This window comes from Desulfocicer niacini (assembly GCF_054657595.1).
The window spans coordinates 18,711-40,637 of sequence record NZ_BAAHYK010000025.1 but is presented as its reverse complement, the minus strand read 5'-3'; the positions used below and the strand labels follow the sequence as shown (position 1 = coordinate 40,637).

The 21,927-nt window shown below is 49.3% G+C and carries 15 protein-coding genes; 13 read left to right on the top strand and 2 right to left on the bottom strand.

Going from position 1 to position 21,927, the window contains the following annotated elements:
* The first annotated feature begins 95 nt into the window (after positions 1 to 95).
* Positions 96 to 944 (top strand): pyrrolysine--tRNA(Pyl) ligase large subunit, encoded by an 849-nt coding sequence (gene pylSc / locus ACYQ2M_RS14430; protein ID WP_459917063.1) that lies wholly within the window; start codon positions 96 to 98, stop codon positions 942 to 944.
* A gap of 355 nt (positions 945 to 1,299) precedes the next feature.
* On the opposite strand, the gene ACYQ2M_RS14425 is transcribed toward pylSc, so the two are convergent.
* Positions 1,300 to 3,027 carry an aldehyde ferredoxin oxidoreductase family protein gene (locus tag ACYQ2M_RS14425; RefSeq protein ID WP_459917062.1) on the bottom strand — a complete coding sequence of 576 codons (1,728 nt, stop codon included), beginning with the start codon at positions 3,025 to 3,027 and terminating at the stop codon, positions 1,300 to 1,302.
* Between the two features lie 526 nt (positions 3,028 to 3,553).
* Here ACYQ2M_RS14425 and ACYQ2M_RS14420 point away from each other — a divergent pair.
* Positions 3,554 to 4,453: an exopolyphosphatase gene (locus ACYQ2M_RS14420; RefSeq protein WP_459917061.1), complete on the top strand. Its 900-nt coding sequence runs from the start codon at positions 3,554 to 3,556 to the stop codon at positions 4,451 to 4,453.
* A 4-nt stretch (positions 4,454 to 4,457) separates the two neighbouring features.
* Here ACYQ2M_RS14420 and ACYQ2M_RS14415 read toward each other — a convergent pair whose 3' ends face one another.
* Positions 4,458 to 5,555 carry an ABC transporter ATP-binding protein gene (locus tag ACYQ2M_RS14415; RefSeq protein ID WP_459917060.1) on the bottom strand — a complete coding sequence of 366 codons (1,098 nt, stop codon included), beginning with the start codon at positions 5,553 to 5,555 and terminating at the stop codon, positions 4,458 to 4,460.
* Between the two features lie 388 nt (positions 5,556 to 5,943).
* Between ACYQ2M_RS14415 and ugpB the strand changes: the two genes are divergently transcribed.
* From ugpB to ACYQ2M_RS14360, 11 genes are all read left to right on the top strand, one after another.
* Positions 5,944 to 7,272 (top strand): sn-glycerol-3-phosphate ABC transporter substrate-binding protein UgpB, encoded by a 1,329-nt coding sequence (gene ugpB, locus ACYQ2M_RS14410; protein WP_459917059.1) that lies wholly within the window; start codon positions 5,944 to 5,946, stop codon positions 7,270 to 7,272.
* Between the two features lie 111 nt (positions 7,273 to 7,383).
* A complete protein-coding gene (locus ACYQ2M_RS14405; RefSeq protein ID WP_459917058.1) occupies positions 7,384 to 8,274 on the top strand; it encodes an ABC transporter permease subunit in 891 nt (296 codons plus the stop codon).
* Positions 8,275 to 8,278: 4 nt separating this feature from the next.
* Complete coding sequence (locus tag ACYQ2M_RS14400) at positions 8,279 to 9,199, top strand: ABC transporter permease subunit (protein ID WP_459917057.1); 921 nt, start codon at positions 8,279 to 8,281, stop codon at positions 9,197 to 9,199.
* A gap of 2 nt (positions 9,200 to 9,201) precedes the next feature.
* On the top strand, positions 9,202 to 10,173 hold the full coding sequence (locus ACYQ2M_RS14395; protein WP_459917056.1) for a TRAP transporter substrate-binding protein: 972 nt from the start codon (positions 9,202 to 9,204) through the stop codon (positions 10,171 to 10,173).
* A gap of 160 nt (positions 10,174 to 10,333) precedes the next feature.
* Complete coding sequence (locus tag ACYQ2M_RS14390; protein ID WP_459917055.1) at positions 10,334 to 10,810, top strand: TRAP transporter small permease; 477 nt, start codon at positions 10,334 to 10,336, stop codon at positions 10,808 to 10,810.
* A gap of 102 nt (positions 10,811 to 10,912) precedes the next feature.
* Positions 10,913 to 12,190 carry a TRAP transporter large permease gene (locus ACYQ2M_RS14385; protein WP_459917054.1) on the top strand — a complete coding sequence of 426 codons (1,278 nt, stop codon included), beginning with the start codon at positions 10,913 to 10,915 and terminating at the stop codon, positions 12,188 to 12,190.
* 168 nt (positions 12,191 to 12,358) lie between these two features.
* Entirely contained in the window at positions 12,359 to 14,191 is a 1,833-nt protein-coding gene (locus tag ACYQ2M_RS14380; protein WP_459917053.1) for a methyl-accepting chemotaxis protein, read from the top strand.
* A gap of 89 nt (positions 14,192 to 14,280) precedes the next feature.
* Positions 14,281 to 15,285, top strand: coding sequence for a type I glyceraldehyde-3-phosphate dehydrogenase (gap, locus tag ACYQ2M_RS14375; RefSeq protein ID WP_459917052.1), 1,005 nt, complete (start codon positions 14,281 to 14,283; stop codon positions 15,283 to 15,285).
* Between the two features lie 233 nt (positions 15,286 to 15,518).
* Entirely contained in the window at positions 15,519 to 19,802 is a 4,284-nt protein-coding gene (locus tag ACYQ2M_RS14370; RefSeq protein ID WP_459917051.1) for a PEP/pyruvate-binding domain-containing protein, read from the top strand.
* Positions 19,803 to 19,959: 157 nt separating this feature from the next.
* Entirely contained in the window at positions 19,960 to 21,054 is a 1,095-nt protein-coding gene (locus ACYQ2M_RS14365; RefSeq protein ID WP_459917050.1) for a patatin-like phospholipase family protein, read from the top strand.
* Between the two features lie 28 nt (positions 21,055 to 21,082).
* The gene (locus tag ACYQ2M_RS14360) at positions 21,083 to 21,844 is read left to right on the top strand and encodes a TSUP family transporter (RefSeq protein WP_459917111.1); all 762 of its coding nucleotides are present in this window, start codon (positions 21,083 to 21,085) and stop codon (positions 21,842 to 21,844) included.
* Positions 21,845 to 21,927: the final 83 nt, after the last annotated feature.

The window sequence follows — 21,927 nt, the reverse complement described above, 5'->3', positions numbered from 1 at the left end:
TTATCGTATCAAACCCATTTTTCGGGAAATATTGCTCTAAAAGTGCAAAAGTACTTTGGGGGCAGACATGAAGGATGCCTAAAAAGGATTTTATTTTGAATAATGTATTAATCTGGACAGATACCCAGCTGGCCCGCCTAAGGGAGCTTGAAGCCGGGGAAAATGATTTGATATGCACCGCCGCTGGCAACCAGGATAGAAATCAATGTTTTCAGCGCATTGAAAAACGTCTGGTGAAACAACAGCAGCAAAAATTAAGACTGTTTCTCACCGTTGATTTGAAACCCCGATTGATTGGTCTGGAGGAACGTCTTACAGTTGTACTGAACCAGCAGGGCTTTGCCCGGGTTACCACCCCTGTCATCATTTCCCGGGATGCCCTTGACAAAATGACCGTGGACAGGGATCATCCCCTGTCAAAACAGGTGTACTGGCTGGATGACCGGCATTGCCTGCGGCCCATGCTGGCCCCAAATCTCTACCAATACATGGTGAGTCTGGGGCGTCTCAAACCCCGGCCCATACGTTTTTTTGAAATTGGCTCCTGTTTTCGAAAAGAGTCCGACGGTGCCCGTCACAACAGTGAGTTCACCATGTTGAACCTGGTGGAAATGGGGGTCCCTTTAGATCAACGTCGGGAGCGTTTAAAAGAGCTGGCATCCCTGGTGGCCGATGCCGCTGGACTGGTTGACTATGAGTTTGAAACTGAAGATTCCGCAGTTTATGGGCAGACCCTGGATGTGGTGGCCGGTGAGGATAAAATTGAGGTGGCATCGGGTGCCATGGGGCCCCATCCCCTGGACGCGGCCTGGCGGGTAACCGATACCTGGGTGGGGCTTGGTTTTGGCCTGGAGCGGTTGGTCATGGTGGCCCAGGGTTCTGGCAGTATTGGTAAATGGGGCAAGAGTGTTTCCTGGGTGAATGGTATTCGACTGAATTTATAACTCCAAATGCCGGTAACAGTAACCGCCGGGCTCAACAAGAAATGAATTTCCTGTGATTTCAGTCTGCTGAGGGGAATCGTTTTTTTGATTAGAAAATAAGAAACTTCCGAGCATCCTCAGCAGAGCCCCCCCGATGGGCAATAGGAACCGGCCAATTGACCCGTCTACGGTTCCGGGCCGGCCCATTGCCCGTCGAGGAGGGGCGGCGTGATAGCATTTTCAATATTCGTTGTGTCCGTCAGGATATGTGGGATATATAGAAAAAGGGGACAGAAATAAAAAAACTATTTCTGCCCCCTTGTAATCAGATCCTGATTTCTAAACCGGTATCATCTCGTTGTCAAAAGAACGATCCTTAGAAATTCAGGGTTTCCTGAAGCTCATCTGTGGAAAAATCCCATTCCGTGTTGTGGGGCGGGAATTTGACATCAAACATGTCCGGGAGCTGGTCATCAACCTTGGTGAAACCGGCACGCCGATTAAACTCTTTTTCATCATTGAGAATGGATTTGCCAAGGCTCACCACATCATCGGGGGTCAGACTCAGTCCATAACGGGCATTGATCATATCCACAATGGTTTGAACGCCGTCTTCGTTGTCCAGAACGGCAAAGGCCACAAACAGGCAAAGACCTGCGGCATCAATGGCGGCCGTGGCAATCTGCAGGTTCCGGGACAGCTCAATATTTCCCTCTTTCTTTAAGGGATCAATATCTCCGCCCACCTTGAGAATGTTGGCGGTGACGCCATAACCTGCGGTGTGGTCAGCACCCATGGGGGTGGTGGCATAGGTGACACCCACACCCTTGACGGATCGGGGATCATAGGCGGGAAGGGCCTGTCTTTTTACAACGGGTATGCGGGCCACACCGAAGGCATCACCGGTAAAGGCTGCGCCATTGCCAAGAATTTTACCCAATCCGGTTCCCTTACCGACTTCTTTCAAGAGATCAATGGCAGCCTTGCCATCTCCCCAGGGAATCAATCCGCCTTCCATGGCCATGCCGATGGCCACACCGGTGTCAATGGTGTCAAGACCAAAATCATCGCACAGGCGATCCATCATGGCAATGTCGTCCAGATCCTTGATGGTGGTATGAGCACCAAAGGCCCACAGGGTTTCGTACTCAAACCCGGCGGTGAGTTGTTTACCCTCTTTGTCATTGTATACCTGGGAGCATTTGATCACGCATCCCGGGTGACAGCCTTCGGCCACAATACCGCCACGGGCTTCCATGTTTTCCACCATTTTTTCACCGCTGATTTCATGGGCATGTTCAAAGCGACCTGATGTGAAGTTTTTGGTGGGCAGTGCGCCGGATTCGTTGATGACATTGACAAGAACTGCTGTACCAAGACCGGGGAGTCCCTGGCCGGTTACAGGGTGGTTTTTAAGCATGTCCACCCAGCGTTTATTGGCAGCTTTAAAGGCTTCCGGGTCCGCCATCACTGGACGATCACATCCTGCGTCATCCACAATAATGGCTTTGATTTTTTTGGAGCCCATGACGGCACCAAGTCCGCCTCTACCCACTGCTCGGCCGGGAGTTCCCTTGAGATCCGCCTGTTGAATACTGGCGGCTTTAAGGCGTTGTTCGCCGGCAGGTCCAATGCTCATAACGCCGGTTCTGTTGCCATAGGTGGCCCACATTTTTTCCATCATTTCATAATTGCCAAGTCCCACATATTCGTCGGCGGGCAGGAATTCAACGGAATCTTTTTTAATGACGATCATGCTGTAGGCATCGCCATCGGGTTTGCCTTCAAGCACCAAGGCGGCAATATTCATGCGAGCCAGTTTCTGAGAAACAAATCCACCGGAGTTACTTTCCTTGATACCACCTGTCAGGGGGGATTTTGACCCCACGGAAAGTCTGCCGGAGTTGGCAGCAGGTGAGCCGGATAGAATTCCAGGGGCCATGACCAGTTTGTTCGCGGCACCCAAGGGATGGCAGGTTGCCGGTACTTCGTTCAGGACCATTCTGGATGTAAGGGCTCTGCCCCCAAGACCTGCCAGTTCTTCCGGGACATCTTCGTAGGTAAATGTCAGATTTCCGGTGTTTATTCTAAGAATTTTACTCATTTTTCCTCCTTGCATCTTGGATGACCAGTGCTTTGTCATGGCTTGATTTCAGGGTGCCTTTTTTTGAATGATGGCGCGTTGCCTGACGCTTTGGGGTAAGGTAACCCTGAATTTACAGCCTTCAACATGCACTATTGCCGTGTCAAAAAATTTTCGTGGTCTCGGGGTGAAATATTTTTTTGTATTTCCGAAAAATATCTTGACATATGAAAATCAAAACCTGAAAGCACTTCAAATTACAAACTAGTGGCATTATAAAAAAGAAAAAAGCATCTGTAAAGAATAATATTGCCTTAGATGGGCATCCTTATATTTTTAGATGGGCATCCTTATATTTAGTGATTGATACAATCTTAAATATTTTCTTTTTGTTCTGGGAGCTTGTTTAGAAAAAGACTCAATCGGAAAGACTGCATGAAAACTCAGAGTGTTGTTAAAAGGCAGAGACTGTGTTAATAGAAAATGGGCTGTGATCATCGAATTGAGAATAAATCAAAAGTTTAATGCATGGAGTTACGGGGAAAATATGAGAATTGTGACCAGACCTGATTTTGACGGCGTGGTGTGTGCCGTGTTGATTCATGAGGCGGAAACGGTGGATGGTGCCATCAAATGGTTGGAGCCCAGTCAGATTCAGAATGGCCGTGCCGACATCATGGCCGGGGATATTATTGCCAATCTTCCCTATGATCCTCGTTGCTCCATGTGGTTTGATCATCACGTATCAAATGTTATGGAAAAAAAGCCCGATGGCCTGTTTCGGGTTGCACCGTCAGCGGCGGGCCTTGTGTATGAATATTATCGTAAAATGGAAAAGCTGAAGAAGGATTTTAATGAACTTGTCCAGTGGACGGACATCATTGATGCCGCAAAACTGGACAGGGATCAGGTGATGTATCCTGAAAAATATGCCTACCTGCTGCTTTCAATGACCATTAAAAATCGTAATGGTGAGGACGCTCCCTATTGGAATCGTCTGGTTGATATGTTGCGGCACAAATCCATTGAAAAGGTGATGAAGGATCCCCTGGTCCAGGTTCGATGTCAATCCGTGGTGACGGAAAACCGTGCCTACGTTGATATTTTAAAGGCCCACACAGTGGTACATGGTGATGTCGCTGTGACGGATTTTCGATCCCTTGAAAAGGTTCCCTCGGGAAACCGGTTTTTGGTGTATTGCACCTATCCAGAGGTCATTGCCAGCGTAAAAATACGTTATGACGAGCAGGACAGGGACACCACCATTGTCAGTATTGGGCAGAGCATTTTCCGGGAAGGGCTGAAGGTGAATATTGGACATCTCCTGGCCCGATACGGGGGGGGCGGTCATGCCGGTGCCGGGGGATGCAGCATGGAAAGTGCCCTTGCCCCGGACAATCTCCATGAAATTTTCAATATTCTGGCGGAAAATCAGCCCTTGAATTGATGGATCAATAAACCACCCGGGTAGTTTCTGCATCAAACAGGTGCATCTGATTCAGATTCATGGTAAGAGAGATGGCATCCTGATGCTGGATGATCCTGCGGCCCTCACACCGGGCAATGAACTTGACCCCTTTAAGATCTACATGAATGTGGGTTTCATTGCCAAGGGGTTCCACCACATCAACGATGCCCTGGAACAAAGTGCCCTCAGATGGGGTGTTGTCTGTTTCTGTGGGGGTTATTTCTTCTGTGCGAATGCCCATGACAAGTGTCTGGCCATCCGTTATGTCTCCTTTCTCCCGTGGGGGGACAGGTATTTCAAGGCCGCCTTCAAAGGCCAGTACAAATCCTTTGTCTTTTTTTGCGGCCCGGCAGGGCACCAGATTCATGGGCGGAGTGCCGATAAAACCAGCCACAAAGGTGTTGGCCGGCTGGGAGAACAGCTCCATGGGGGTACCCACCTGCTCAATGTAGCCATCCTTTAATACCACAATCCGGTCGGCAAGGGTCATGGCCTCCACCTGGTCGTGGGTGACATAAATAATGGTGGAATTCACCCGGTGATGAAGCCGTTTGATTTCCGCCCGCATCTGAATGCGTAGCTTGGCATCAAGGTTTGACAAGGGTTCATCAAATAGAAACACCGAGGGTTTGCGCACCATGGCCCGGCCCATGGCCACCCGCTGGCGCTGGCCCCCGGACAGTTCATGGGGTTTTCGTTTCAGCAGCGTTTCAAGCCCCAGTATCCGGGCCACTTCCTGGACTCTTTGCTGGATTTCAGCTTTCGGGGTTTTCCGAAGTTTTAATCCAAAGGACATGTTGTTGAACACATCCATGTGGGGATAAAGAGCATAGTTCTGAAATACCATGGCAAGTCCCCGGTCCTTGGGAGCCAGATCATTGACCACCTTACCGCCAATGGAAATGGTTCCCTCGGAGATGACTTCAAGCCCTGCCACCATGCGTAGAAGGGTGGATTTGCCGCACCCTGAAGGACCCACCAGAACCAGAAATTCCTTATCTTTTATATCCAGGGTGATGCCATGCACCACCTCTGTCTTGCCATATCGTTTAACAACCTGATTGAGTTTAAGCGCTGTCATTGCAAAGATTCCGTTTAACTGTTCTGAAATTTATGGGTACCGCCAGTAGGCCCGGCGAGGTGATGACCATTTCTTTTCAAGGGGGGGGCGATTCTGCCCCTTCCCCATCATATGTCAATATAAGAAACTTAATCATCGAGTTTCATGGTAAAAAAACATTAAATTATCTGATTATGCAACTCTTTTTTTTGAAATATCATATTAATCTTGACGATTTTGGGTATAACCATTAAATCTTGAAGATGTGATTGCCCCGGGGAAGTGCCATGGAGAAAGGGGCTGATCACGACTGGATGCATGGGCTTGATCATGGGAGGGTGCCGGGGTTGAGTTATCTGCAATGTCCCTGGACGTCTTGGCGATGAAAAGAAAAATAAAAGGGGAAAAAATGAAAATTCAAAAACGTTTAATTGTTGCTGCTGTGGCGGTCTGCCTGACATTTGGGACATCCGCCTTTGCCAAACCGCTTACCATTAACTGGTGGCATGCCATGCGAAGTGCAAGGGGCAAAGTGGTGGACACCATGATTGAAAAGTTCAACGCCTCCCAGTCTGATTATGTGGTGGTGGGAACCAACAAAGGCAATTATGATGAAACCATGAATGCCGGGGTGGCAGCCTTTCGGGCAAAGAAACAGCCCCACATTCTCCAGGTGTTTGAGGTGGGAACCCAGACCATGATGCTCTCCGGTGCCATTTATCCCGTGTATCAGCTCATGGCCGATGCCGGCTTTGACATTGACTGGTCCAATTATCTCCAGGCGGTGCTTTCCTATTACATGAACGCCGATGGCAAGCTCATGTCCATGCCTTTTAACTCATCAACGCCCATTATGTACTACAATGTAGATATGTTGAAAAAGGCAGGTATTGATCCGTTGTCAAAATCTGAACCCATTACCTGGGATCAGCTGGGAGAAATCACCAAGAAACTGGTGGACCAGGGCATTGCACCGGCGGGAATGGTCACCGCCTGGCAGTCCTGGACCCAGATTGAAAACTATAGCGCCATTCATAATCTTGAGTTTGCAGATAAGGCCAATGGTTACAAAGGTCTTGACTGTGAATTGAAGATAAACAACCCCAAGGTGGTGGCCCACATCACCCGACTCAAACAGTGGATTGATGACAACCGTTTCATGTATGGTGGTCAGAAATACCAGGGACCCAAGGCGGAGTTTATCGCCCAGAATGCAGCCTTTTACATTGATTCCATAAGTGGCATTGCCAAGCTCAAGGAAGCTGCCAAGGATTTTACCTGGGATGCAGCCCCCCTTCCGGTGGAAGCCTGGATGACCAAACCCCAGAACAGCATCATCGGCGGGGCATCTCTGTGGGTGCTTCAGGGTCACACCAAAAAAGAATACAAAGGAGTTGCAACCTTTCTGAAATTTCTGGCCAGCAATGAAATGCAGGAATACTGGCACAAGGAAACCGGATATTTTCCCATCACCCTTAATGCCTACGATGATCTCACTGCAAAAAATTACTATGTAGAAAATCCCCTCCAGGAAGTGGGTATCAAGCAGTTGAACCGGGCCATTCCCACAGAGATTTCCAGGGGATTGCGTCTGGGCTATTTTGTCCAGATTCGAAATATCATCAACGAAGAGCTGGAACAGGTATGGAATGGTGCTAAAACTCCCCAGGAAGCCCTGGATAATGCCGTGGCTCGAAGCAACGAGCAGTTGAGAACCTTTGAAAAAACATATAAATAATATCGTCCATGGAAGGCAGTGGCTTCGTAAGCACTGCCTTTGTTTTCATAACAGCCGGACAGATCCGGTACCCACCCTGCATAAGGGAAACGAAAGATATGTGTTTTTCCCATGATTAAACATTCATTTTTTAAATCAAAATATCTTCCTTATCTGCTGATTCTGCCCCAGGTGCTCATTACCCTTACCTTCTTTTACTGGCCAGCCATTCAGGGGCTGAGCCAGTCTTTTCTGCTCAGCGATCCTTTTGGACGTCGAAGCACCTTTGTGTGGTTTTACAACTACATTGAACTCTTCACAGATCCGTTGTACCTGAAATCCATCATGATAACCCTGGTGTTCAGCCTTATGGTGGCAACGGTGTCCCTTTCTCTTGGACTATTCATTGCCACCATGGCCAACCGTGCCCTTAAGGCAAAGGCTGTGGTGCGTACCATGCTGATATGGCCCTATGCCGTGGCTCCGGCTATTTCGGGTATTTTATGGCTTTTTCTTTTGCACCCCTCCTATGGCATTGTGGCCCTTGGCATAAAAAAATGGCTGGGCATTGACTGGAATCCGGTGCTCAAGGGAAGTGATGCCATGATCATGATCACCATGGCAAGTGCCTGGAAACAGATCAGCTATAATTTTGTCTTTTTTGTGGCTGGGATGCAGGCCATTCCCAAATCCCTGATTGAGGCCGCGGCCATTGACGGGGCAAGTCCCCTGCGGCGTTTCTGGTCCATAACCTTTCCCTTGTTGTCTCCCACCTTTTTCTTTTTGTCGGTGATGAACATCATCTACTCCTTTTTTGAGACCTTCGGGGTGATTCACACAGTGACCCAGGGGGGGCCGGGAGGCTCCACCAATATTCTGGTATACAAGGTATATCAGGATGGGTTTGTGGGCTTGAATATGGGGTCGTCATCTGCACAGTCCGTGGTGCTCATGGCTCTTATTATCGTTATTACGGTGATTCAGTTTAAATTTGTTGAAAAGAAAGTTCAATATACAGGTTAACATTATGGTTGAACGTACACCGATTCTGGATATTTTTACTTACCTGTTTCTTATGACGGGTATTCTCATTGTGGGATTTCCCATTATTTACAGTATGTTGGCTGCTACTCAGACCCTTGAAGATGTGTCCAGGGTGCCCATGCCGCTGATTCCCGGGGATCAGTTTCTTGTCAATATCCAGGAAGCCTGGGCCCGGGGTAATCTGGGCACCCAGATCATGAATTCCTTTATCATGGCAACGGGGATCACTGTGGGAAAGATAACCATTTCCATACTGGGCGCTTTTTCCATTGTGTATTTTGATTATCGCTTCCGGGCGGTGGCCTTTGCCTCTGTATTTTGTACCCTGATGCTTCCGGTGGAGGTGCGCATCATGCCTACCTATGAGGTGGCTGCCAATGTACTTGGCCCCCTGCAGTCCGTGTGGGATTTTTTGCACCTGAACACCGTGGTTTCCTGGTTCACCACCAATGAATTTGAGCTGGCCCTGGACTGGAGTCTTCTGGACAGCTACACGGGTCTCATTCTTCCTCTGGTGGCATCGGCCACCTGCACTTTTTTGTTTCGGCAGTTTTTTTTGACGGTGCCGGAAGAGCTTTGCGAGGCCGCTAAAATGGACGGGGCGTCGCCCATGACATTTTTCAGAAAAATTTTATTCCCTTTGTCCAAAACCAACATTGCTGCCCTTGTGGTTATTGAGTTTGTCTATGGTTATAACCAGTACCTGTGGCCCCTTCTCATCACCACCAACCCCAAAATGGCCACGGCGGTCATTGGATTGCAGAACCTTATTCCCCAGGCAGACGATCTGCCTGAATGGAATCTGGCCCTGGGGGCGGCCCTTCTGGTCATGCTGCCGCCGGTGCTGGTGGTACTTTTCATGCAACGTTGGTTTGTCAAGGGACTTATAGAAAAGGAAAAGTAATTGTGAAAAAAATAAGCGTATTATGTGTGTTGCTGCTGCTGTTTTCCACCTCTGCCTCTGCCGCCATGAAGATCCGACTGGCCGTTGTAACAAAACCCGGTTCCGCCCAGAATATTGTGGCAGACACCTTTAAAAAGTTCATTGAAGAACGTTCCCAGGGAGAATTTCAGGTGAAAATTTTTCACTCTGCATCCCTTGGCAATGAAACGGAAATTCTCCAGCAGATCCAGATGGGAACCGTGGAGATGGGGGTTATCACCGCAGGTCCCTTTGACACCTTTGATCCCATTGTCCGGGTAGTGAACTATCCTTTTTTGTTCCAGAGCAATGAACAGGCAGATAAGATACTGGACGGTCCCCTGGGGCAGGAGATTCTTAAAAGTCTTGAAAGCTCAGGATTCAAGGGACTTCATTTTTCGGAAAACGGTTTTCGTAATCTCACCAATAGTAAACGGCCGGTGAAGGGGCCTGAAGATATCAAAGGGCTTAAAATCCGGGTGATGGCCTCGGCCCTGCATAAAACTATCTGGCAGACCCTGGGTGCCAACCCCACTCCCATGCCCTGGCCCATATACACGGAGCTTGAGCAGGGAGTCATAGACGGACAGGAAAATCCCCTGTGGGTCATGGAGGTTTACCGGTTCTATGAAATTCAGAAATACATGACCATGACCCGGCATGTGTATTCGCCCCACATTGATGTGGCTGGTTTGAAATGGTGGAATAAACTTGATCCAGATACCAGGGCACTTGTTTCCGGTGCCATGACGGATGCCGCCATCTTTCAGCGGGGGGATAATCGGGCAAAAGATGCGGGGCGCCTGGCGCTTCTGGCGGAAAAGGGAATGATCATTGAGAATAATCCCGATGTTGCGGCCTTCCGGGAGCGGGTGGCGGACATGAAAAACATGGATCTTTACAATGATCCCCGGGTGAATGCGCTGCTTATTAAAATGCTTGAGGCCGCCAAATAATCCTTCGGAAATAAACAAAAATACCAATGCCCAGGTAAAAAAATTCGGCAGCTATCCCATCTTCACCTATGTGGGTGTTTTAGTGGGGTTTGCAGCGGTAATTTTAGTGGTTTTTATATGGTTATCCTGATTCTCATCGGGAATGGCTGGGAAATTGAAAATGCTGTTTTTTTTAAAAAGTTTAAGTGATACGCTGAACCGGAATGTGGAACGACTGCTCTTTGCCATGGGCGCTTCCATGACCCTGATTGTGGTGGTGCAGGTGATTGCCAGATATGTTCTTAACCATTCTTTGTTCTGGTCCGAGGAACTTGCCCGTTACCTTCTGGTGTGGCTGACATTCCTGGGAGCTTCTGTGGCATATCACCGGGGGGTGCATCCCGGGGTGGATGTCATTTTTACCCACCTTTCTTTCCGTTTGCAGCAGGGTGCTCGGGTGGGAATCCATCTGGTATCCCTTTTTTTATTCGGGGTCATGGTGGTGAAAGGTATCTCCTTTGCCTGGTTTGTCAGACTCCAGATTTCTCCGGCCCTTTCCCTTCCCAAATGGGTGATCATGGCCATTGTTCCCCTGGCAGGAGCGGTGCTTATGGTGCATGGGGTTCGGTTTCTGGCGGAAGCCATCCGGGGTGAATAAAAATGCGCCTGTCCTTACCTTTGTTGGAAATGCTCTGAAAAGAACCGGAATGTTTATTGGAAATAAAACCAGGCCCCCCAAAATGATGGATAGGATGGCATTGTGACCGCATCTCTGTTGATTATTATCCTGTTTTTTCTCTTTGCCATGAATACCCCCATTGCCATAGCCATTGGCGTTTCGTCCATGGTGACCCTCCTGATCCAGGGGGATTATCCCCTGATGGTGATGATCCAGCGCATGGTTTCGGGTACGGATTCTTTTCATCTCATGGCTGTTCCTCTTTTCATGTATGCAGGTGTTATCATGGAAGCAGGCGGCATCAGCCGCCGACTCATTGATTTTGCCAATGCCCTGGCAGGCTGGCTCCCCGGCGGGCTTGCCGCCGTCACCATTGTGTCTGCCATGTTTTTTGCCGGTATTTCCGGATCTGCTGCGGCAGATGCTGCAGCCGTGGGAGCTGTGTTGATTCCGGCCATGAAACGCTCGGGTTATGATTCTGATTTTGCCGCTGCTGTGCAGGCCGCCGGAGGATCACTGGGGGTTGTGATTCCACCGTCCATCCCCATGATAATTTTCGGATTTTTAACAGGCGCTTCCATAGGGCAGCTCTTTGCCGCCGGTATCCTGCCGGGACTGCTCATTGGATTATCCCTCATTACTGTGTCCACATTTATTTCCCGACGCAGGGGATATTCCCCGGATACCCAGTTTTCTTTTAAAAATATTGTGGGAACCTTTAAAAGGGCCTTTCTTGCCCTGGGGGCACCCTTGATTATACTTGGCGGTATTTTAAGCGGTGTATTCACCGCCACGGAATCAGCGGCAGTTGCGGTGGCCTATGCGCTGTTTGTGTCCATGGTGATTTATGGCAACATTAAACCTGGAGATCTATTTCACCTCTTCCGGGATGGTTCTGTCACCGCCTCCATTGTTATGTTTATCATTGCCACGGCCTCGGTGTTCAGCTGGATTGCCGCCATGGAAGATCTTCCTGCGGCCCTTGCCGGAACCCTCCTTGAAATGACGGATAATCCAGTGTTGCTGCTTTTGCTGATCAATGCTGTGCTTCTTATTGCCGGGACCTTTGTGGAAACAACTGCCGCCTTGATTTTGCTGGTTCCCATGATTTCCGCCATGCTGCCCTCCCTTGGCATTGACATGGTTCAGCTGGGTGTCATTGTGGTGATCAACCTTTCCATTGGTATGCTCACACCGCCCATGGGTATTTGTCTGATTGTTTCGTGCAGTATTTCCCGGGATTCCCTGGGGGCTGTGAGCAGGCGTGTGATGCCTTTTTTGTTTATTTTAATAGTTGACCTCATCATCATTTCCTTTTATTCCCCACTGACCATGTGGATGGCCCGTCTGGTGAGGTGATGGGCTCGTTGGGATAAACCGGTTCTGAAATTGTGCTGGGTCATCAAAGCAATTTGATTTAATTGTTGAAAAGGGTTAATGTTCAACTCAATTTGTATTGGGCTTTTAGAATTTCTGTCATTGGCTGGTATATATAATCACAATATTCGAATTAAAGGGTGAATCATCATGAAGTTGTCCCTTGGAAAAAAAATCAGTTCAGGCTTTTCTCTGTCCCTTCTTTTTACCTTGATAGTTGGCATTGCGGGCTATTATGCTCTGGGGACAGCCACCAGCGGGGGGGCATTCTATCAAAGTGTCAATGAATCCCAGGTGGCTTTTTCCATGGCAAAGGAAGAAATGGCCAGATATATGATGAATCGTTCTCCGGAAGGACGTGAAGAGCAGCAGCAGGCATTTCAAAAGGCCCTGGCGCTCCTGAAAAAAACCCAGGAAATGATCAATACCCAACAAAATCGAGCTTCCGATACCCTTTACAAGGAGAATCTGTCCGCCAACAGCGAAAATATCAAAAAATATATTGAAGATTTCGGGGCATTGAACACCTCTGAAATTTCTTTGATTGCGGTTGAACAGGAAATGAATGATATCATGCAGACCATGACCGATACCCTTGAAAAGGATTTGTGGCTTGTGGAGGACATTATCAATGTTTCCAAACGATTGTTTGCAGACAGTGTCCGTTATATGCTTCAAAAACAGGAGTCGGTGTATCAGAGTATTCAGGCTTTGTCCCAAAAGCAGCAGGAAGCAGTAAATAAATGGATGGAACTGGTGGAAAATTCCCAATCTCTTTTCCCCATTGCCCAGGAATTATCCCGCCTTTCCATATCCTTTTCTGAAAGTATCACCAAATATCATGATGGCGATGCAGCGTGCAATGTGATTTTGTCACGGATGGATCAGTCCCAGAAGGAGATGCAGAGGCTTTTTTCTGATCTTGGACAATTGACGGTGAGCCGTATGAAGAGCGTTGAGCAAAGAGCAAAAAAGATTATCATTGCAGGGGTGGTGGTGGCCTTTTTTGCGGGTATTCTGGTGGCATTTATACTCATCAGGGGGATAACCGGTGCCATTGATCGTATTACCCGGGGGATGAATGAAGGTTCAACCCAGGTGGCAGTGGCATCCTCCCAGGTTTCTTCTTCCAGTCAATCCATGGCAGAAGGGGCATCCAGACAGGCCGCAGCCATTGAGGAAACCTCTTCTTCCATGGAAGAAATGGCATCCATGACCCGAAAAAATGCCGAAAATGCAACCCATGCCGATACCTTGATGAAGGAGGCAAATCAGGTGGTAAATATTGCCAATGGATCCATGGACCGCTTGACCCTATCCATGGCAGATATTTCCAAGGCCAGCGAAGAAACCTCCAAAATTATTAAAACCATTGATGAAATTGCCTTTCAGACCAATCTGCTGGCACTGAATGCCGCGGTGGAAGCTGCCCGGGCCGGTGAGGCCGGGGCAGGATTTGCCGTGGTTGCCGATGAAGTGCGAAATCTTGCCATGCGGGCCGCAGATGCGGCAAAAAACACCGAAAAATTAATTGCGGAAACACTGATAAAGGTCAAAGACGGCTCCACACTGGTTAACGACACCAATGAGGCGTTTCAAAAAGTTTCCCAAAGTACTGAAAAAGTGGGGAATCTTATTTTTGAGATATCCGAAGCCTCCAGGGAGCAATCAAGCGGTATCGATCAGGTAAACATCGCCATTGCCGATGTGGACAAGGTTACCCAGAATGCCGTGGTCAATGCCGATTCCTCCGCCGCCGCCGCAGAACAGATGCGCTCCCAGGCCGAACTTCTTCGGGGCTATGTGGAGCAGCTCATTACCCTTGTGACGGGCTCCAGGCAAAGCGTGGAAGAGGTTTCCCCCGGTCATGTTTCTGGCCGTTCCCCGGGGAAGCGTGCCGTAATGATTCCGGAAAAAAAAGATTCTCAAAGAAATGAAATCCGGCCCGATCAGGTGATTCCCTTTGATGATGACATGTTTTAAACTATAGTTTTGATTAGAAATTGATTATATCCCATGCAGGGTTTATAACCAATGTGCATGAAACAACAACAAACCACAGGAGGTGGGGTATGACAATAAAAATTGGCATTAACGGATTTGGCAGAATCGGTAGAAATATTTTCAGAGCCATCTGTAAAGACAAGGCCTTTGCCGATGTGCAGGTGGTTGCCATCAATGATTTGACAGATAATAAGACTCTGGCCCATCTGTTGAAGTATGATTCGGTCATGGGCACCTTTGACGGCGAAATCACAGGAGATGACACCGGTATCATGGTGGATGGTCGCCACATTGCGGTGTCTGACCATCGATCGCCCTCGGATATTCCCTGGGGGAAACTCGGGGTGGATTATGTGGCTGAATGCACCGGAATATTCAGGGACGGTGAATCCGCCCAGGGACACCTGGATGCCGGGGCCAGAAAGGTGATTATTTCAGCACCGGCCAAGGGCGGGGTTAAAACCCTGGTGATGGGGGTAAATGAAGATGAGTATGATCCAACCCTGCACCATGTGGTGTCCAATGCCTCCTGCACCACCAACTGCCTGGCACCGGTGGCCCGGGTGATTCTGGATAATTTTGGTATTAAACGGGGTTTGATGACCACCATCCATGCCTACACCGGTGATCAGCGCCTGCTTGATTTTCCCCACAGTGATCTTCGGCGGGCCAGAGCGGCAGGTCTTTCCATGATCCCCACCAAGACCGGTGCGGCGGCAGCAGTGGCCCTTGTCATTCCGGAACTGAAAAATAAATTTGATGGCCTTGCCGTTCGGGTCCCCACCCCCAATGTCTCCCTTGTGGATGTGGTGATGGAGGTGGAAAAAGAGGCAACGGTTCAGGAGGTGAATCAGGCCCTTAAAGCAGCCGCCAATCGATACCTGGGATATTCGGATCTTCCCCTGGTTTCCATTGATTACCAGGGCGATGCCCACTCATCGGTGGTGGATGCCGGTTCCACTAAGGTCATCGGTACCACGGTGAAGGTGATGAGCTGGTACGACAATGAATGGGGATACTCCAACCGGATGCTGGATCTTATCCTGCATATGGAAGCGGCAAAGCCTCTGTAATTCACCCGGGCCGGATCAGATGATCCTTGGGGGCGGTATTATGCCATTTACATACTTGGTTGTGTCTGTCAGGACATGGCCGTTATTTTGATATATATCGGGCGCGGGGCAGCCTTGGCCTATGGTGCATTATTTCCAGGCATTCATGGATTGCATGGATCGGGAGGGATAGTGCGCATAAGCCGGGCCTGATCCCGTTGCCTTTGAGAAATGCCGTCTGAAGGGGAGTGCAAATGGAGCGGGTCTCATTTTCTCAGTTTATTGAATCATCGGATGCCCTTCGGGCCAATCTCATGGAAACCGCACAGGAAGTGGTGCTCCGCTCGGAATACCAGCTGCTACTGGATATTGTGGTGGATTTCCGGGGAATCCATAACCAGCTTGAGACTCTGCTGTTTGAGGTGTGCCATACCTATCGCAACTGGGAACTGCTGCTGCCCCAGTTGAGAAATTTTACACTAAAGAACAGCATTCATTATAAAGGACACCCCCGGGGCCCCGAAGCCTTTGGGCTTTTTAGCAGCATCTACATGGAAGCCCTGGAGGAATCCATTAAACGGGACGATCTTCCCGCGCTTTTGATGGAAGGGCTCTTTTCCTGGGTGGATAAGTTCATTTCCCTTTTTTCCGGTGAGGATCTGTTGTTGTACCAAACGGCTTTTAACAAGCTGTTTGAGTCATTGATTCAGCTTGGAAATCGCCATGAACGTCTGGTAATGTTCATGGTGCAGGGCCGGATACCCATGCAGCGGGTGGTTCATCGTCTGCTGGGGCTCCAGAAAAATCTATCCCAGTCCTTTGATCATCGCTGCCTGGCTCGTTTGATGATTTTTATTCTTGAAAATAATTACCGGTACTGGCAGCAGGAAGATGATCCCATGGTGTGGTTCCATGCAGAATGCCGGGATTTATGCCGGGATCTTCCCACCATGGAATTATTTCAAACCATTTCCCATAAATCCTTGGCATCATATTGCAGAACCCTTTCAGCCATTAACCTGGAAACAGATGAAAACAACGGTTTGAATAGATTAATGGCTCTTCCTGCCCATGTGGATATTGTTAAGGTTTATAAAGAAATTTCCACCCGTCTTAACCGGGGACAGCCGCCATCTTCCGGGGCTGAAGTTCCTGATTTTGATGATGGTGGGAATATGCTTCTGGAAAACCAGAAACTTCTATTTTTATTTAGAATAATGGATACCAGAGGACTGTATCTCATCCACGAAGAAACCCTGAGAACCATCAACCAGGGACTTGTCCGGTTGATCCGGCAGCAGTCCTTTGAAGACATTGAAACCTTTCTGCTCACCACGTTTCAGCTTTTAAAGGTCAATGTCAGAAAATTTCCCCATACATCCTTGAAATGCATTGAAATCCTGGGCGAAGAGGTTTTCAAAAGGGGTAATTCACGTATGGTGGAGGCCTTTTTGTGGGAGGCGGTGCGGTTTGGGTTCCAGCACGCCGGTGTCACGGGGATAGACGAAGACTGGCAGCCCATCACCAATCCGGCCCATCTGACCAATATCCGGGTGTGGCTGCATCTCATCACTCGGGAACCCAAATGGTGCGCCACCCTTTTTTCTGCATTGATCATTCATTTAAAGCTTGCCGGGACCTGCGTAAAGGATACAGACCTTTTCCAGCGGGATATCACCCATCTTTTAAACCATCCCATTGAGCCGGTGTACAACCTGGTCAAGCAGTTTGCCAAGCTCATGCCGGTGTTTTACAATGAAATCGGGGCGGAAGGAGAGCTTCGGTATGTCTCCACAGAGCTGGATGAAATTCACAAGCGTAAAGATCGCCTCATCCATTTTTTAAGAAAACAAAGCCATGTGGAAAGCTCCAATCTCATTGTGGAGTTTATCCAGGAGATTTTTATTTTCTGGGCCACAAGGGACAAGGGACGTCTGGCACCCATTCTTCCCCAGGAGGTGCTGGAGGAAGTGGCCACCACCGGCCCCTTTATTGATGAGCAGTATATCTTAAGTCATCGTATTCAAAAAGAACTCAATTTTAACACCCCGGAGGCCCTTCTTTCCTGGGATAAGAAGGAACGGAAACAATACCTTGATTCCCAGAAGGACATTTCCCTGGGAGAGCGGCGGCGGTTTGACCTCATGATTCAGATGTACAAACTGCTCCACCAGAAATATAATCTAAGCTTCCAGGAACTCCGGGAGGAACTTGTGGAAGCCGAAAGGGAAGGGTTTTCCGGCATGGAAGCACTGGCCGATGTCCTGGCGGTGGGGGACACGGAAAAATCTTTGAAGGCATTGTTGACAAGTCTTGAGGGCCTCAAGGAAATTATTCTTTCCACCGAAACCTTTCCCGCCAAGGAGGCCATCTACCACAAACGTCATATTGCCGTGGATATTCCCTCTGTGTACGGGCGGTACCAGGAACGTAAATTTGACAGCCTGAGCCTGACCTTCCGCATGGAAAATCTGGCAGGGGTTCTCCTTGAAAAATTGCCGGGCACCGTGAACCTTTCTTTTATCACCCAGGCTACTTTTTTTCGCATTGTCTCCTGTTTAAAATTGTTCATGCGGGCACTGGCCATTGACGGCATCACCTCCCGACGTCTGGACACCTATTTGTCCATCCTGGACAGTTCACTGAAGATCCGGCGTTTTTCCTACACCCAGTATCTGGATATTTTCCGGGGCCTTTCAGAAGGGGTAAAGGACGTGATCTATGCTTATTATACCAATATTCACCAGAACAATCTTTCCATCATCATTCCCCAGATTGGCCATGACAATCTGCTGAGTCGTTATCGGTCCAAATGGAGACCCAACGATGGGGTAAACACCACCCATCGTCTTTCCGAAGCCTTTTTCCGGGATCTGATCTCTTCCACCTTTGGCCTTCAGCATTTGGACAATTTCATCACCCGGATCATACAGACCCTGGAGCGCCAACGGGATATCCTGGATGAGCGGCATCTGGATCTGCTCATGTCCTATAATCCGGAAAAAACAGTGTCCATGCTTCACGATGTGAATGTGCACACCCATGATCTGATTCATCTGAGCAACAAAGGCTATAATTTGGTGACCCTCACCCACCTGAATTTGCCGGTTCCCCCCGCATTTATCATCACCACCGAAGTGTTTCGCTGCCGGGATATCATCCATGGATTCAGCAAGGCAAGGGAAGAGTTCATGCGTAGAGTTAGAACTGCGCTTACGCGGGTGCAGGGACTCACCGGCAAGGTGTTCGGAGATTCGGAGAATCCGCTGCTTCTTTCCGTCAGAAGTGGGGCGGCCCTTTCCATGCCCGGGATGATGGCCACCATCCACAATATCGGTCTCAACGATGAACTGGTGGAAGCCTACGTGAAAAACCATGGTCATGGCTATCTGGCCTGGGATAATTACCGCCGGTTTGTACAGTCCTGGGCCATGATTTCCGGGGTGGACCGGGATAAATTCCAGGAGTTAATGGACGAGGCAAAACAGCGCCATGATGTGCAATTCAAATGGAAGTTTTCTCCGGCCCAGATGCGGGAGTTGGCCCTTGATTACCAGAAACTGGTGCGACGTCAGGGCATCACCATCCCCGATGATCCCTGGCTTCAGCTGGCCCATGCTGTTGAGATGGTGCTGGATTCCTGGAATGCTACCAAGGCCGTGGACTATCGGGAAATCATGGATCTTTCCGACAGCTGGGGAACCGCTGTCATTGTACAAAGCATGGTGTTTGGTAATAAAAGCAGCCAGTCCGGGTCCGGTGTGTTGTTCACGGCCCACCCTTACAGAAAGGTTCGGCGGGTGGCCCTTTGGGGGGATTATGCCTATGGGGACCAGGGAGAAGATATTGTGGCGGGGCTTGTCACAAGCTACCCCATTTCCGTGGAGCAGGCCCAGATTGATGGCCGGTCCGTGGACAAGAGCCTGGAAAAAAGCTTTCCCGATATTTATAATGAGTTGTTGCGCATTGCAAGGGAATTGGTGTACGAGGAGCGGTGGAATCCCCAGGAAATTGAGTTCACCTTTGAGGGACCTGCAGCCACGGATCTGTATCTGCTCCAGACCCGGGACATGATCACCATTAAAAAGCAGGAGCAATTTGATGTGTTCGTGGCATCCCAGGCATTGGAGGCCGGAGGACTTGGCAAGGGCATCGGGGTGTCTGGTTCTGCTTTGTCTGGCCGGGCGGTATTTTCCGAAGGCAATATTAGAAAATTGCGCCAGGAGGACCCGGATATGCCGTTGATTCTCATTCGTCAGGACACCGTCCCCGAAGATATAAAAGTCATTGACATGGCAGACGGCCTTCTCACCTCCCGGGGGGGGCAGACCTCCCATGCATCGGTGGTGGCGGTGCGCCTGGAAAAAACTTGTGTGGTGGGGCTCCGGGATTTGAAGGTGCATGAGTCCCGGCAATATTGTGAAATTTTGGGGCACCGCATTGGCTTTGGCGATTTGTTGTCCATTGACGGCAGAAGTGGCCTTGTGTTGTTGGGGCACCATCCCACTCGGACGGAGAAACATATTCTTCCCCTTTGATGGCGCTGGTTTTAGAAATGGGGTGCCAGCCATCCGGTGACTGGATATTTTGTTTTAAATTTTCTTTTTCTTATGGCCCATGAAGGTGGCATGGTGGGCTGGTGTGACATGTGAACCGGCATTTCCCATGGTATTGATTGGGCGGGGATACTTCATCTTGTCAAAATACCTTTCTTTTTATGCAGGCCCCCGGGCCATGGATTTTATTCAGCAACAGGGACTTCATCCAGACCATGTGAAATGGGTTGCCGGGGCAGCAGGTGGTCCAAAATGTCTCATTTTGACACATCTGGATGGTTTTTTGTTCGGCCAATGGTTTAAAAACAGACAGGACCCGCTTTTTCTCATGGGTTCTTCCGCCGGGGCCTGGCGATTTGCCGCTGCCTGTCAGAGGTATCCCGTGGCTGCCATGGCAACTTTCAGAGAGGCCTACATTAATCAGTGGTACGGCACGGCTCCCTGCCTGGATGATATTGATCGGGAGTGCCAACGTCTGCTCAATGGTTTTCTGCCAGAGGATGCCATTGAGGGTATTTTAAATCATCCCTGTTTCCGGCTTAATTTTATTTCCGCAAAGGCCAAGGGATTTGGATGCAGTGAACATTCCCTGGTTCAGGGAACAGCTCTGGCAGGTGCTGCCCTTATGAATGCCGTGAAACGCGATTATCTGAAATATTTTTTCCAACGGATTTTATTCCATCATCCCGGTCCATTGCCCCCCCTTGGCGATATGACGGCTTTTGATACCTGTACGGTTCCTCTGACCCGGGATAATTTCAGGCCAGCGCTTTTGTCGTCGGGCTCCATCCCCCTGGTGATGTCAGGTGTTGAAGATATTTCCGGCGCTCACCCAGGTGTCTACAGAGATGGCGGTGTGGTTGATTATCACCAGGATCTTCCCTTTGCATCTCCTTTAAATGATGCATTCCCGGGAAACATTGTGCTGTTTCCCCATTACACAAACCGTATTATCCCCGGCTGGCTGGATAAAAAACTGTTCTGGCGAACCCCCAATGCCCAAAACATGGCCAATGTGCTGCTGGTGGTGCCCACCCGGAAATTTCTGGATCTGCTTCCTGGAAAACAGATCCCGGAACGGGGGGATTTTGTCCGGTATAAGGGGAAAAATCTGCAGCGCATTGCCCGGTGGTCCCTGGCCTGTAAACAATCTCAAGTGCTTGTTGCCGAGTTCCATGAGACTGTGGCCTCGGGAAAAATTAAAACCTGTCTTCTTCCCATTGCGTCCCTGTGAGGTATCTGTGGAGCCGATTGCATTGACAATGGATGTACTGGTGTTTTTGTTTTTTTCTGCCTTCCTGGCCGGGCTTGTGGATGCCGTTGCCGGCGGTGGCGGGCTGATTGCCCTTCCGGCACTGTTGTTTGCAGGAATTCCCCCCCAACTGGCCCTGGGCACCAATAAACTTCAGGGTAGTTTCGGCACCTTGACAGCCTCATTCAACTATATCAGAAAGGGCCAGGCCTCTTTAAAGGAGGCATGGGTGGGCATCGTGTTTACCCTGGTGGGGGCCGCTGCCGGTGCTGGACTGGTGCAGCAATTGGACCCTGATTTTCTGGTTCCTGTTATTCCCGTGTTGTTGTTTCTGGTGTTCATCTATACCCTTTTTTCAAGAGATCTTGGCGTAACGACTGGTGTGCCCAGGCTTCACCATGGGATTGTTTTTGTTTTTTTGGGGGTAATACTGGGATTTTATGACGGTTTTTTCGGACCGGGAACGGGATCTTTCTGGACCATGGGATTTATGGTGCTGCTGGGAATGAATATGACCCGGGCATCGGGATTTACCAAAATAATGAATTTCACCAGCAACATCGTGGCCCTTGTTTCTTTTGTTATCGGGGGCAATGTCCTTTATTCTGTGGGTCTTGTTATGGCGTGCGGGCAGATTCTTGGGGCAGTCATCGGCTCCAGCCTTGCCATTCAGAAAGGTGCCCGGTTCATCCGGCCAGTGTTTCTGACGGTTATTTTTCTTACCATCCTACGCCTGGGCTATCAGAATTATGCGGCATGGTTCTCTTCTTGACATGAGTAATGGCTCATTATAATGTGTTGACATATCTGCCGGTGGCTCTTTTATCGGCGATGTGGTATTTTTAAAAACGAAAC

Excerpts from the sequence above, each read along its gene's own strand:
- ACYQ2M_RS14425 (WP_459917062.1), bottom strand. The coding sequence starts at position 3,027 with ATGAGTAAAATTCTTAGAATAAACACCGGAAATCTGACATTTACCTAC.
- ACYQ2M_RS14420 (WP_459917061.1), top strand. The coding sequence starts at position 3,554 with ATGAGAATTGTGACCAGACCTGATTTTGACGGCGTGGTGTGTGCCGTG.
- ACYQ2M_RS14415 (WP_459917060.1), bottom strand. The coding sequence starts at position 5,555 with ATGACAGCGCTTAAACTCAATCAGGTTGTTAAACGATATGGCAAGACA.
- ugpB (WP_459917059.1), top strand. The coding sequence starts at position 5,944 with ATGAAAATTCAAAAACGTTTAATTGTTGCTGCTGTGGCGGTCTGCCTG.
- ACYQ2M_RS14405 (WP_459917058.1), top strand. The coding sequence starts at position 7,384 with ATGATTAAACATTCATTTTTTAAATCAAAATATCTTCCTTATCTGCTG.
- ACYQ2M_RS14400 (WP_459917057.1), top strand. The coding sequence starts at position 8,279 with ATGGTTGAACGTACACCGATTCTGGATATTTTTACTTACCTGTTTCTT.
- ACYQ2M_RS14390 (WP_459917055.1), top strand. The coding sequence starts at position 10,334 with ATGCTGTTTTTTTTAAAAAGTTTAAGTGATACGCTGAACCGGAATGTG.
- ACYQ2M_RS14380 (WP_459917053.1), top strand. The coding sequence starts at position 12,359 with ATGAAGTTGTCCCTTGGAAAAAAAATCAGTTCAGGCTTTTCTCTGTCC.
- gap (WP_459917052.1), top strand. The coding sequence starts at position 14,281 with ATGACAATAAAAATTGGCATTAACGGATTTGGCAGAATCGGTAGAAAT.
- ACYQ2M_RS14370 (WP_459917051.1), top strand. The coding sequence starts at position 15,519 with ATGGAGCGGGTCTCATTTTCTCAGTTTATTGAATCATCGGATGCCCTT.
- ACYQ2M_RS14360 (WP_459917111.1), top strand. The coding sequence starts at position 21,083 with ATGGATGTACTGGTGTTTTTGTTTTTTTCTGCCTTCCTGGCCGGGCTT.